Genomic DNA, 13,570 nt, shown 5'->3' on the forward strand with positions numbered 1-13,570 from the left:
TTTTTCTAGCAAAAATTCTTTAATTTCACCTTTGCTTTTATCTTCAACTTTTAATAACAGGAATATTTCTGTGGCTCAGATGTATTTTTATTACTCGGCAATGAATGCGGGTAAATCGACAACGCTTCTTCAATCTTCATTTAACTACCAAGAGCGTGGCATGACGCCAGTGATCTTTACTGCAGCGCTAGATGATCGCTATGGTATCGGTAAAGTGAGCTCGCGAATTGGTCTTCAATCTGAAGCTCAACTGTTTAAAAACGACACCAATATGTTTGACGCGATACAAAAACTCAATGAAGAAGAAAAGCGTCATTGTGTTTTGATCGATGAGTGTCAGTTCTTATCGAAAGAGCAGGTTTACCAGTTAACAGAAGTGGTTGATAAGCTGCACATCCCTGTACTTTGTTACGGTTTGCGCACTGACTTCTTGGGTGAACTGTTTGAAGGTAGTCGCTACTTATTATCTTGGGCAGACAAACTTATTGAGTTGAAAACGATTTGTCACTGTGGTCGTAAAGCGAATATGGTGATTCGTACTGATGAGCACGGTGTTGCAATTGCTGAAGGTGACCAAGTGGCTATTGGTGGTAATGACCAATATGTTTCAGCTTGCCGTTTGCACTACAAAGAAGCGTTAGGTAAATAAACGGCTCTTTGGTTGATTTTTCTTGAGTGAATAAAGCTGAAATCAACAAGCTCAAGTAATAGCTAAGAATAAGAAACGGTGGCCAAGTGCCACCGTTTTTGTTTTCTGAAAAAGTGTATTGCGTTACTTGACGCTTTATTCGAAACCCAGCTTCTTCAATGCTTGGTAGGCATGGTCAACGTCATCAGGAATCGGCATCTCGATCTGAAATCCTTGCGCAGGGTAAGATTTGATTCGTTCGAAATCAGCAATGAGAGCACCCAACACCATGTCTAATGGTAACTCTTCATTAAAGTAATCAACCCAGTCTTGCCATTGTGAAGTGACTTGAACCTCGGTAACTTCGTTAGGCCATTGCTTAGCAAACGTGGCGTAAGTACGTTTCTCCATAAAGGGTTTCTGTACTAAGGTCAGTCGTTTCGGTGATAGTCCACGCTCAGTCAGCAATTTGTGGGTGAATCGTACGTTCTCCCCAGTATTGGTTGCGTGCTTCTCAATGATAATGTCAGAGTCAGGCACGCCAGCGTCTCGTGCGATAGCCGCGAATGTTTCAGCTTCTGAGCGTTCAAAACTCCCTTCTGTAAAGCGTCCCACACCGCCAGAAAATACGATATAAGGCGCCACACCTTGGTGATAGAGCTCAGCTGCGTATTCAGCAACGCGAGTGTCGTTACTGCACAACACAAATATACAATCTGAAGGCGTGATGTCATGCCCCATCGACATGAAGTTCCAAAGGGTGTCGACTGAGCGATGCAGTTTTATGTTGGGATCTTTGTTAGCTATAGATTGTTCAGTCATGAAGTGCGTCCAGTGTGAATTCGAATTTAAATGAATAACCTAAGTCGAGAATCTTCTTTGAAGAGATCAGTTTGTCTGGCGTATCAACAACGGCGGGTAGAGGCTCACTGCTGTTGGCGCTTTTCAGTGCTGCGGCATAAAATTCCGCCTTACTTACTGTGTTTGGTGTTGTCACGTTAACCACTTCGTTGTGCAGTTGACTGATAGCGAAATCGACAGCGCCAATCGCGTCGTCAAGGTGCAGCATATTGGCTGGAGATTGGGTGCTGACTTGTTTTAACTTGCTTGCAAAGCGTGATGGGTGACGGCTTGGGCCTATTAACCCACTAAAACGAAGAATGGTGTAGTCGATACCTGAATCAAACACTGACTGTTCAGCTTGCAGCATGATTCGCGCGTTATCAGAAAATAAAGACGCGTGCTCGTTATCTGAGGTTGAAAGGGCTAGCGATGCATCCAGTTCGTTCAACACACCCGGCTTGGTTGGGTATACCGTGGTTGAACTGACCATAATGAGCTTTTTAATGTTGGCCTTTTGGCATGCGTTGGTGAGCTGCTGCCAGTAGTCGGCATACTCTTGTCCGGCTCCTTTTCTAAAGCCAGGAGGGAAGCTACCAATCACAATTTCAGTGTTGTTTTCGAGTAACAGCGAATAGAGTCGCCCGATAGTCTGTTGTGGATCGGATGAATCAAAGCTAAACACTTCACATGGAATTTGTTCGCTACCAATGGCGTCTGCTCCCGCTTGGGTCGTTTTCGTGACCACCACTCGGTTACCATGTTTTTCTAAATGTTCAGATAAAGGTGCACCTACCCATCCTGCACCGACAATAAATATAGAAGCCATGTGTTCCTCACAACTGCAAATGACGAATTTACAATAAGCTTAACAAAGCTTTGCCCAAAAATGAAAAAACTCCACGGCCGAAGCAAGTGGAGTTTTTACTAGAACAATGGAGCTTTAGTTTAGTACGCGAAGAAGCTTGTCTGCGCGCTCTGCCATCTCGATACCTTCATCTGTTAGGTAACCGCCGTCTGGCTGAGTACAAAGGTTTTTTTCGAATAGGCGCTTAACAGCGTCTTGAGTTTCTTGAGCAGCCTCTTGATGAACTTTAATTCCAGTAGCAGCACTACTTACATCAAATTGAAGAAGGAGGTTTAAATCAGCAATATGTTCAGCGTTGTACTTCATAATTAACCTATATATTCATAACGTTCTCTACCTTCACCTTAGTGCGCATTCTCGGCTCAGGCAATAGCAAATAAAGAGAATTGATAAGTGATACCAAATTGATTGATTAATCATCGAGTGATGAGTTTATTTTGGTTATATTGGGTGATTTGCACCCACTTAAATCATCAGTGATGTTTATTGCTAAGTGGTTGTAATATATTGTGACTAGAAATAATTTGCATTGAGCGAATATTGTATAAAAAGGATATGCATAAGTGAGAGCGAACAAAGTAGCATTAACGATCAGTATGCTATTTGCTATCTCAGGTTGTCAAAGCACACCCTCAGAGCAGACAGACGCGAACCAAACCACAAACAACAATAATGAATCGACAATAGAGGTCCGTTCATTTCAGTCTGTCCAAAGCGTTTACTCCGAATGGGAAGTTAAGCTTGAAGACCATGCTCAATTGTCTCTCTATGCACCAGAGAATTACAATGAACTATTAGACGCATGGGATGATGCTGAAAGCATTTATGCGGACTTACTGAAAGACGAAACTCGGATAACCAAGAGTTACTCCATTTTTTCGAGCCTAACTTACGCTGAAGCTTTCGATGAAAAAATCGCTTTGATCAAATCAAACTATGACTCAATCTTAGTGTTAAAGAAGAAGGCTGACCGAGTACTCGCTGATTCGATTGTCCAAATGGATTACCTGAAGTTCTTGGGCGCAGATACCATGTTTACCTCGAGCTACAAACGCTTGTATTCAGAATACAGCGAGTTGTTCGAGTATGTGCTGGTCGATGAGCTTGAAGACGCTCAAGAAGCTCAGGTGGAATTTCTTAACAATGCTCGCTTATTAGAAGTTAAAGTGGCGCATAAGAAATACATCGAACCTTTGAAGAACGAATTAGAGTTCTTGGAAGATGAAGATTTTGATGACGTTGCTCCGCTTACCTTTGCTAAGGCAGCATCTCAAATTGCGTTGGCCGAAAGCCAAGTGAAAGCTAGCCCTCGTGAAAAGTCGATCATTGAAGACGCGGTTCACGCTGCAGAGTTTGAATTGAACCACGTGCGCAGTGTTGCTCATGAAGTCAAAGTGCTGGCGAGCGTAAAAGGCGACCAGTTCGAGCAGTCGGTTTTGAATGCAGAGAACCAGTTATTGAGCATTTCACAAATCGTTAATGATGAAGATTACCGTGATGTAGGCTTACGTCAGCAATCACAGAAGATAGTAGCGAGTGTTAAGGCGTTAAAAAGCTCTGATATGACAGGGCTTTTAAAGTCAGATATTGAAACTTTGACGGAGCAATTGGCTAAGCTGGAGTCTGAAAATCAGAAGCAAGCGCAGCAACTGTCTGAAGCAACCAAGCACAGTGAGTTGCTCGGTGAGCAGATTACCAAGAGTGATGCTCACATAAAAAGCTTAGAAGAGTTAGTGGATAGTTTGAAAAGCTTAGGTGGCAAAGTGGCCAACGAAAGTGATTCTGATGTGATGTCCCCGCCTGTCGAATCTACTCTAGAGGGGGCAACTCTAGAACAATCATCAGAAGAAGTGATTGAACCTTCGGTTTAGCATCACTAATTTCTTTATTTGTGATTGAGTTAAAAGCGCCTTAGGGCGCTTTTTTACGTTCTGTTGATCTATGTCAAAATCTAGAAATAAAAGCACTCAGTGAGCTATTTTAGTGTACGTTATTCTTTTGGTTTTAACGTAACTTGTTGATATTTATAGGTGTGTCAATTTCTATGCTGATAACTAATCATTCAGCAGAGTTTTCTTTTTACTACTAAAGTCGTATGAATTTGGAATAACTCGGACTATTTGCTTTCAACAAGGCTGTGAGAGCCATTTTGAGCCTAAAAATAGCTCTTGAATTCAGAAATGAAAGAGAGGATTATCGCGCTCCCGACGACATGTTTCAAAATGTAAATCATCATGAATCTAAACCAATTTGACTCATTATTACCGCCACAAATGGCTGAGCGCGCTGCAGATATTGGCGTAGGTAAAGCAACCAAAGATCCAATCAAATCTTTTCTCCTAGCGATTTCCGCTGGCATACACATCGGTATTGCGTTTGTGTTCTACACCATCGTAACGACTGGTGCTGGTGATTTGCCTTGGGGTATTACTCGCCTATTAGGTGGCCTTGCATTTAGCTTAGGCTTAATTCTTGTTGTTGTTACCGGTGGTGAGCTATTTACCAGTTCGGTGCTGACTCTGGTTGCTCGTGCAAGTGGCAAGATTACTTGGCGCACGCTCGTTAAGAACTGGGCTACAGTTTATGTAGGCAACTTGATTGGCGCATTGCTGCTGGTGGCTTGTATGTTGCTGACCAAACAGTACATGTTCGACCACGGCCAAGTGGGTTTGAATGCAATGGCGATCTCCCAACATAAGATGCACCATGATTTTATCCAAGCTATCGCGCTCGGCATCATGTGTAATGTATTGGTTTGTATCGCGGTATGGATGACGTTTAGTGGACGTACACTGACTGACAAAATTGCGGTAATGATTTTGCCTGTAGCGATGTTCGTATCGGCTGGTTTTGAGCACTGTATTGCGAACATGTTCCAAGTACCTTTAGCTATCGGCATCAAAACATTTGCTCCAGCTGAATTTTGGACAATGACAGGCGCTAACCCAGCGGACTATGTTGATCTGAACATGATGGACTTTTTAATGAACAACTTGCTGCCCGTTACCATCGGTAACATCATTGGCGGCGGTATCTTTGTTGGCATGTGGTACTGGTTGATCTACCTACGTGACTAACTCAGTTGACGAGATGAGTTAAAGCGCAGTGAAAACACTGAACTGACTTATGACATTTACAAGACGGTCTGCATTGCAGGCCGTTTTTTATTTGTGGAAAACCTACTTCTTCATCTCTCTAATGATCATCTGAGTACGCAACAGCGCTGATTACCATGTGTGTATATGTCTTTGAAATCACCCAAAGATCAAAGGCGATGATCTTTCCTTGGGTCGAAATGGACAAAAAAGGATCTATATTGATTTGGTTATCCACAGTTTCTGTGGATAACCTGTCTCAAATTCAGTGAGTAACCAGATCTAAGTGGAGCAGGGAGGTTATTTCGAAGGCTGTATTTGAGCGAGAACTCGCCCTTCTTTGGTTAAAGATGTCTTCAATGAGAGGTGAAGTGCAAGTGCTAAAGAGCAGCTCATCATCACGAAAATTGCCAGCATGATCATCAGTTGATACTTAATCGCGATCATCGGCGAAGCACCACCTAAGATTTGTCCCGTCATCATTCCCGGCAGCGTTACTAGGCCTGTGGTTGCCATAGAGGCCATGATAGGGGACATCGCTTTCTGTATTGCATTACGTACAAAAGGCGCAGCAGCATAAGTAGGAGACGCACCTAACGCGATTGCGGCTTCATATTCTGATTTCTGTGTTTCAAAGGCACCAAACAGGTTCTGCAATGCCACTATATTACTGCTTAAGCTATTACCCAATAACATCCCTGCGATCGGGATAAGGTACTGCGCGTTAAAAACCGGTGTCGGTTTAATGATGAAAAAGCAGATGAACAAGACAATAGGTACACAAGTTACCGCAAGGCTAACGGCGACAGGAGCCAAAAGTAGGTTTCTTGGCAGTCTAGATTTTTCAACAATCGAGCTTGCACCGACGATAATCATCGCAAATAACCACAGCAAATTGACCCACAAACTATTCAAAGTGAACAAGTATTCTAGGTAAAGTCCCACCAGAAATAGCTGAATAACCATACGAATTATGCTGATAGAAGCTTCTTTGCCAAGGCCGAGTTTTAACTTGTGGTTGATGGTCATGGGTAGCAAGAGAAGTGAGCTGAAGAACAATAACTGCCACCAAGATATATCAATAACGTCTTGCATAATGTTTCCTTTTGAGTAGGTCCCCATCATATATGAAAGTGCCAAATGATGCATTTCAGCTTCTCAGCCGTTGCTTCAAAAGATACTCAATAATTTAACAATTAAATCACAAAATATTGGTTGTTTGAGGCATTTTTGGCTACTACTTAGTAGGTAAAACGTTAAAATTGGTTACAATACAGTTATGCAGGTGTTGGAATTTAACATTTGTGAAATATACTTAATTCTTCACATTTGCTAATACTTTTTAATAACTTTGTTTAACTAAAAACAACTTTGGATGAGCTCAAAAAAGTATTGATTAGCAAGGGTTATAACGGGAGATTTGATTGAACCCTACTTTGAGTATGGTCTAAAATTTGTCGTTAGATACTTAAGAACTTTAGCCCCATAGAATGGGTTACTCGAAATTACTAAATACAAAATAGGCAAAATGTATGAGTGATGTTAATAAAATTGAAACTAGCGAAAAACATTCGCTGGAGTGGAAGTCTTTCCTCTTCATCGCGGTGGTTCTCTTCCCAATATTAAGTGTGGCTTTTGTAGGCGGTTACGGCTTCCTAGTTTGGGCACTGCAAGTGTTTGTATTCGGACCTCCTGGTGCTCACGGCGGCATGTAATGCCCTCTAGTAACAACATTTTTTAAAATCAATATTTAAGAGAGCTAAACATGAAATCATTTTTAGTTAAATTATGGCGCACAATGACTCGCCCAGCAGTACACATCAGTCTTGGTGTACTAACTATGGGTGGCTTTATCGCCGGTGTTATTTTCTGGGGCGGTTTTAACACAGCTCTAGAGCACACAAATACAGAAGAGTTCTGTGTAAGCTGTCACACCATGCGTGACAACGTATACGTAGAACTACAAGAAACGGTTCACTGGAAAAACACTTCTGGTGTACGTGCTACTTGTCCTGACTGTCACGTTCCACATGAATGGACAGCAAAAATCGCTCGTAAGATGCAAGCTTCTAAAGAAGTATTCGCTCAAGTATTTGGTGACCTAGATACGCCTGAGAAATTCGAAGCTCGTCGTATCGAACTGGCTAAACACGAATGGGATCGCTTCTCTTCGAACAAATCTCTAGAGTGTAAAAACTGCCACAACTACGATTCAATGGATTTCGAAAACATGCGCCCAACAGCGCGTATCCAGATGAAGAACGCGGCAGAGCGTGATCAAAGCTGTGTTGATTGTCACAAAGGTATTGCTCACAACCTTCCATTAGATATGGCATCAGCGAGCGGTATTGTTGGCGAGCTAGAAAACGTAGCAAGCAGCACATCTTACGCAAATGGTTCAGACGTGATCTCTATTCGTCACCTACCAATGTACACAGATGAAACAGCTGAAGTTGAAGCGGGTCTATTAAGCCCTGCAAGTAAAGTTGCTGTGATCGACGAAAAAGGCGACATGATCAAGATTCAAATCGACGGTTGGCGTAAAGCGAAAGGCTTCGGACGTGTAATCCAAGAAGACTTCGGTATGAATATCTCGACTGCAATCTTGACGAAAGAAGTATCTCAAAGTGACGTAATCACTGTTGGTGAGAAGAAAGAAGATGAGCTAACTGGCCTTCCTTGGGAAGAAGTTAACCTAGCACTTTGGATGAAGAAAGAGTCTATGGTTGATAACTTTGATCCAATCTGGAACGCAGCTGGTCAAGCGTACCAATCTAACTGTTCAACGTGTCACTCACAGCCAGATGAAGCTCACTTCAGCGCTAACGGTTGGGTAGGCATGCTAGATGGTATGATTGCATTCGTTAACTTCGATACAGATACAGAAGCACTTGTTCTTAAGTATCTACAGAAGCACTCATCAGATTTTTCTGAAGGCCATCACTAATAAGACGTCAATTGGAGTAACACAATGGCAATTACAAGAAGAAGTTTTCTGAAAGGTGTCGCGACGACAAGTGCGGCATCGGTTATCGGTCCAAGCTTATTGGCGTCGGCTTCAGCATCTGCTGCAGAAACAGACGGCGCGTGGAAAGTCTCTGGTTCTCACTGGGGTGCATTCCGAGCTCGCGTTTACGCGGGTAAAGTACAGGAAATTAAACCTCTAGAAATCGATCAGCACCCAACAGAGATGCTGAAAGGTATTAAAGGTATTATCTACAGCCCATCACGTGTGCGTTACCCAATGGTTCGCCTAGATTGGTTGAAGAAGCATAAGTACAGCGCAGACACGCGTGGTAACAACCGCTTTATTCGTGTGACTTGGGATGAGGCACTAGACCTTGTTTACCGCGAGCTAGAGCGCGTACAGAAAGATTACGGTCCATGGGCGCTTCACACAGGTCAAACTGGTTGGAGACAAACAGGTCAGTTCCACAGCTGTACTAACCACATGCAACGTGCAATGGCACTTCACGGTTACTCTGTGAAGAAAATCGGTGACTACTCAACAGGTGCTGGTCAAACGATCATGCCTTACGTGCTAGGTTCTACTGAAGTTTACGCACAAGGTACATCTTGGGAACTTATCCTAGAAAACAGTGACAACATTGTTCTTTGGGGTAACGATCCAGTTAAAAACCTTCAAGTAGGTTGGACATGTGAGACTCACGAGTCGTTCGCATACCTAGAACAGCTGAAAGAAAAAGTTGCTAAGAAAGAGATCAACGTTGTTTCTGTTGACCCTGTTAAAAACAAAACAGATCGTTACCTAGAAAACGAGCAAATGTACATCAACCCACAAACTGATGTGGCGTTCATGCTTGGTGTTGCTCACGTTCTTTACAACGAAGGCCTATACGACAAGAAGTTCATCGAAACTTACTGTCTAGGTTTTGAAGATTTCATCAAGTACGTTCAAGGTGAAACGAAAGACAGAGTTGAGAAGACGCCAGAATGGGCTTCTGCTATCTGTGGCGCAAGCGCGGACTCTATTCGTGACTTCGCTAAGATGCTGGTTAACGGTCGTACACAGATTCTTGTTGGTTGGAGTATCCAACGTCAAGAGCACGGTGAACAGCCTTACTGGATGTGTGCAGTTATCGCAGCAATGGTTGGCCAAATTGGTCTTCCGGGCGGTGGTATCTCTTACGGTCACCACTACTCTGGTATCGGTGTATCTTCAACTGGTTTCGCTGCTCCGGGTTCATTCCCGCTGAACATCGACCAAGGTCAATCGCCTAAGCACACTAACACTGATTACAACGGTTACAGCCGCGTAATCCCTGTTGCTCGTTGGGTAGATAGCCTGTTAGAGCCAGGTAAGAAGATCAAAGCAAACGGCGCAACAGTGACACTGCCTGACATCAAGATGATGGTATTCAGTGGTAACAACCCGTGGCACCACCACCAAGATCGCAACAAGATGCGTAAAGCATTCAAGAGCCTACAAACTGTAGTGGCTGTTGATTTCGCTTGGACTGCAACTTGTCGTCACTCTGATATTGTTCTTCCAGCTTGTACTCAGTGGGAACGTAACGATATCGATGGTTACGGCGCGTACTCTGGCCGTGGTTTGATCGCAATGCACAAGCTAGTGGATCCTCTGTTCCAGTCTAAGACTGACTTCGAGATCATGTCTAGCCTAACTAAGCGTTGGGGTCGTTACGACGATTACACGCGTGGTATGGACGAAATGCAGTGGGTTAAATCTCTGTACGATGAATGTCGCGCATCAAACGAAGGTAGCTTCGAAATGCCTGAGTTTGCTGAGTTCTGGGAGAAAGGTTTCCTAGACTTCGGCAAAGGTAAGCCATGGACTCGTCACGCTTCATTCCGTGAAGATCCAGAGATCAACGCACTAGGCACGCCTTCTGGTTTCATCGAAATCACAAGCCGTACTGTTGGCAACATGGGTTACGAGCACTGTCAAGAACACCCAATGTGGTTCGAGAAATCTGAACGTTCACACGGTGGTCCAGGCTCTGACAAGCACCCGTACTGGCTACAATCTTGTCACCCAGACAAGCGTCTTCACTCTCAGATGTGTGAATCTGAAGAGTGGCGTGCGACTTACGCGGTACAAGGCCGTGAGCCAATCTACATCAACCCAGTAGATGCTAAGAAGAAAGGCATCAAAGATGGTGACGTAGTACGTGTGTTCAACGACCGTGGTCAACTACTAGCGGGTGCTGTTCTAATGGATAGCTATGCTCCTGGTGTTGTTCGTATCGAAGAAGGTGCTTGGTACGGTCCGATCAACGAGAAAGTGGGCGCGCTAGATACATACGGCGATCCAAACACACTGACTCAAGATATCGGTACGTCTGAACTTGCTCAAGCAACGTCAGCAAACACATGTTTGGTTGATTTCGAGAAGTTCCAAGGCAAACTGCCTCCAGTAACTTCATTCGGTGGTCCAATCGAAGTTTCTTAAGCATCTCGCTTAAAAGCTAAGATTAAAGCTTGAATTAAAGCCCCTGTAAGCACTCTTACAGGGGCTTTTTGTATTTTTGATATCAGTGTTGGTGTTTCTAAATAAGCATTGTACAGGGCTAATAGAGGGCGTTTTTGAGACAGGCTGTAACGTGCTGTTTGAGAGCAGTAGTAGAAACAGTGGATCAGGAAGGGAAGGTCAAAAAAAACTGTGGAAAGACTAGGCTGACGGAAACAAAAAGGCCGATACAAAGTACCAACCTTACAGAAGCCTATGGAGTTAACTCTGATCAAGTTAGAAACCAGTATCCATAAGCACAGATTAGTGCGGGCACACTCGAGTATAAGGTCGCGACTAGTGCCGCTTTGGGAGCCATCGCAATCGCAGGGAATAGCGCGTCACCATCATTTGAAATTGCGTTACCTACCTGAGCCGAAAGTGGCAGTGCGCCTGAAAGGTATAAGCTAGTGACCAATAATTGCGGTCCACAGCCCGGTAGCAAACCCATCAACACGCCAGCCAGGGGGAGCATCATGCCCCAGCTTGAGAATAGCGTCGCAAAATCGACATTTGCTATCACAGAGCCAAATTCGAAGAAAAGAAAAGCAACCACCACCCATGCAGTAACGAAGTTAGTATCTTGAGCCGTTTTTTGTAGTGGATGAGAGCCTACACATTTCTCGTCTTCACTTACGGCTGATTTGTAATCTTCAATTTCACGGGTTAGCCCCCACAGAAACATCGAGCTGATCAGCAAAACTGTCCCCGCCCATTCCATCGATATTTCAGGCAAAGCGAGCAACTCATTCACATCGACTTGAAAAGAGCCAAGTAGGGCAACGACAGAACCCGGAATAATCAGTACAGACCACAGGTAACCTTGCAGGTTTATCGCTTTTTTAGAGACCGATTCTTTGTCTTGAGATTGAGAAGCGCAGCTGCTCACCGCTTGATTTTTTTCTGCTTTTTTTGGGCGTAAGAAGTCGTCTGCGTGAAACAAGTTAATAATTCGGCCTGACGCAGTACCCACAATGACGCCCATCGCCATCATGGCTAAACCTGTCTTAGGCTCGCTCGCTATGAGTAGGAACGCCGCGTCACCCATGGTTGAGACGAGCACCGCAACTACGGCACCAAATCCGAGTTTTCCAGAGATAAATTGTGTGGTTACCACTATCGCTCCGCCACAGCCGGGCAACGCGCCCATGAGAGCCGCGAATACCACTTGGTTTGAACGAGATTGATGGACGAGCTTATTGAAGACGTTATCTTTGTTTATGTACAGACTTAACCAGTGGTAAATAGCCAAGGTTAAAGCAACATAACAAGACACTGCCCAAAACGCGTCTGATAAAGTAGTTACCGTCAGCTCTCGTGTAGCTGGGGCTGCAACCAATGCTGCAAGTGAGATAGGCAAAAGCAGGCGCTTAAATGACAGTGAAAACTGAGTTGCTTTCGCAGCGCTACTGCTTGGCAAAAAAGAGATTAGTCGATCCATAGGTGTTACTCAAAATTAGTGGCTTAAGATAAATATATACGAATGATAATAATTATCAATTGCATTTGTTGTTTTTTTATCTATTGTTACCATTGGCTAAACCTAGGAAACATGACCAATCTAAAAAAATGAGGTAAAGTATGGCTAATAAAGAGAGGCTCTAAAGGTAGAGTCATAATTGTTAGTGTAATAGGAAGAAACATGATTTTAGTTGTTGGTCACAAAAACCCTGATAGTGACAGTATTTGTAGTGCGTTAGTTGCAACAGAGCTTCTTAAAGCTCGTGGCGAGGAAGCGACACCAATTCGCCAAGGCGAGATCAACCGCGAAACTCAACACATTCTAGAAGTCGCTGGTGCTGAAAAGCCAGAGCTTCGTACTTCTGTTGCTGGTGAGAAAATCTGGCTAGTAGACTACTCAGATCTAGCACAAGCACCAGATGATGTTGCTGATGCAGAGATCGTAGGTATTGTCGATCACCACCGTCTAGGTGACGTGATGACAGTAAACCCAATGGAAGCTTGGATCTGGCCTGTTGGTTGTACAAACACTGTACTTTTCAACATGTTCAAGATTGAAGGTCACGCAATCTCTCAACAAATCGCTAAACTAATGATGTCTGCAATTCTTTCAGACACAGTGGGTTTCGCTTCTCCAACATGTACTCAAAAAGACAAAGACGCGGTTGCTGAGCTTGCTGAAATTGCTGGCGTAACTGACGTTGATGCATTCATCAAAGCGCTTCTAATCGCTAAAACAAACATCGAAGGCCTATCTGCTGCACAGCTAGTAGAAAAAGACCTTAAAGGCTACCCATTCAACGGTCGTGATGTTGTTGTTGGTCAAGTTGAACTTGCGACTCTTGAGCAAGTAGACGGCATGATTGAAGCGCTAGAAGCTGATCTTGAAGCGCGTTGTGAGAAAGACGGTCTAGCGTTCGCTTCGGTAATGCTAACAGATATCACTACTGCTCAAACTCGTCTTCTATACAAAGGTGAGTGGGCTGAGAAATTGGTTAAGCACGAGAAAGACGGCGTATTGATGATGGAAAATACACTAAGCCGTAAGAAGCAAGGCTGGCCTTGGCTACAAGGTGAGCTTGTTTAATCAAGTCGCTTAATATTAAACGCCTGCTTATTTAGCAGGCGTTTTTCTTTGAAGTAGACTTTTTTCTTCATCGATAATGTTTGAAGTTAAAAACACTCGG

At 43.8% G+C, this 13,570-nt stretch carries 12 protein-coding genes; 7 read left to right on the top strand and 5 right to left on the bottom strand.

Annotated elements, in window-relative coordinates:
- Window positions 1-70 precede the first annotated feature (70 nt).
- Window positions 71-649, top strand: a complete 579-nt coding sequence (locus AC3CH3_RS05560) for a thymidine kinase (RefSeq protein WP_488537914.1) — start codon at window positions 71-73, stop codon at window positions 647-649.
- A 135-nt stretch (window positions 650-784) separates the two neighbouring features.
- Here AC3CH3_RS05560 and AC3CH3_RS05565 read toward each other — a convergent pair whose 3' ends face one another.
- The 3 genes from AC3CH3_RS05565 to AC3CH3_RS05575 form a co-directional block, all read right to left on the bottom strand.
- Window positions 785-1,450: a YdcF family protein gene (locus AC3CH3_RS05565; RefSeq protein WP_488537915.1), complete on the bottom strand. Its 666-nt coding sequence runs from the start codon at window positions 1,448-1,450 to the stop codon at window positions 785-787.
- Complete coding sequence (locus AC3CH3_RS05570; protein WP_488537916.1) at window positions 1,443-2,297, bottom strand: NAD(P)H-binding protein; 855 nt, start codon at window positions 2,295-2,297, stop codon at window positions 1,443-1,445. Before AC3CH3_RS05570 ends, AC3CH3_RS05565 begins: the two co-directional genes overlap by 8 nt.
- Before the next feature lie 114 nt (window positions 2,298-2,411).
- Window positions 2,412-2,642 carry a TIGR02647 family protein gene (locus AC3CH3_RS05575; protein ID WP_017060280.1) on the bottom strand — a complete coding sequence of 77 codons (231 nt, stop codon included), beginning with the start codon at window positions 2,640-2,642 and terminating at the stop codon, window positions 2,412-2,414.
- A gap of 257 nt (window positions 2,643-2,899) precedes the next feature.
- Between AC3CH3_RS05575 and AC3CH3_RS05580 the strand changes: the two genes are divergently transcribed.
- Window positions 2,900-4,207 carry an ATPase gene (locus tag AC3CH3_RS05580; protein WP_488537917.1) on the top strand — a complete coding sequence of 436 codons (1,308 nt, stop codon included), beginning with the start codon at window positions 2,900-2,902 and terminating at the stop codon, window positions 4,205-4,207.
- Between the two features lie 363 nt (window positions 4,208-4,570).
- The gene (gene focA / locus AC3CH3_RS05585) at window positions 4,571-5,413 is read left to right on the top strand and encodes a formate transporter FocA (protein WP_048614492.1); all 843 of its coding nucleotides are present in this window, start codon (window positions 4,571-4,573) and stop codon (window positions 5,411-5,413) included.
- A 318-nt stretch (window positions 5,414-5,731) separates the two neighbouring features.
- Here focA and AC3CH3_RS05590 read toward each other — a convergent pair whose 3' ends face one another.
- Window positions 5,732-6,526: an ABC transporter permease gene (locus tag AC3CH3_RS05590; RefSeq protein ID WP_019824310.1), complete on the bottom strand. Its 795-nt coding sequence runs from the start codon at window positions 6,524-6,526 to the stop codon at window positions 5,732-5,734.
- Between the two features lie 437 nt (window positions 6,527-6,963).
- On the opposite strand from AC3CH3_RS05590, the gene torE reads away from it, so the two are divergent.
- The 3 genes from torE to torA are packed head-to-tail and all read left to right on the top strand — an operon-like array spanning window position 6,964 to window position 10,865.
- Entirely contained in the window at window positions 6,964-7,146 is a 183-nt protein-coding gene (torE, locus tag AC3CH3_RS05595) for a trimethylamine N-oxide reductase system protein TorE (RefSeq protein ID WP_017060298.1), read from the top strand.
- A 50-nt stretch (window positions 7,147-7,196) separates the two neighbouring features.
- Window positions 7,197-8,378: a pentaheme c-type cytochrome TorC gene (gene torC / locus AC3CH3_RS05600; RefSeq protein ID WP_017060299.1), complete on the top strand. Its 1,182-nt coding sequence runs from the start codon at window positions 7,197-7,199 to the stop codon at window positions 8,376-8,378.
- Window positions 8,379-8,402: 24 nt separating this feature from the next.
- Entirely contained in the window at window positions 8,403-10,865 is a 2,463-nt protein-coding gene (gene torA, locus AC3CH3_RS05605) for a trimethylamine-N-oxide reductase TorA (RefSeq protein ID WP_488537918.1), read from the top strand.
- Window positions 10,866-11,154: 289 nt separating this feature from the next.
- Here the strand turns inward: torA and AC3CH3_RS05610 are convergent, their stop codons facing one another.
- Window positions 11,155-12,363, bottom strand: coding sequence for a putative manganese transporter (locus tag AC3CH3_RS05610; RefSeq protein ID WP_488537919.1), 1,209 nt, complete (start codon window positions 12,361-12,363; stop codon window positions 11,155-11,157).
- A gap of 201 nt (window positions 12,364-12,564) precedes the next feature.
- Between AC3CH3_RS05610 and AC3CH3_RS05615 the strand changes: the two genes are divergently transcribed.
- Complete coding sequence (locus AC3CH3_RS05615; RefSeq protein WP_488537920.1) at window positions 12,565-13,470, top strand: manganese-dependent inorganic pyrophosphatase; 906 nt, start codon at window positions 12,565-12,567, stop codon at window positions 13,468-13,470.
- The last annotated feature ends 100 nt before the right edge of the window (window positions 13,471-13,570 follow it).

The organism is Vibrio sp. QJM3NY_35 (assembly GCF_057785915.1).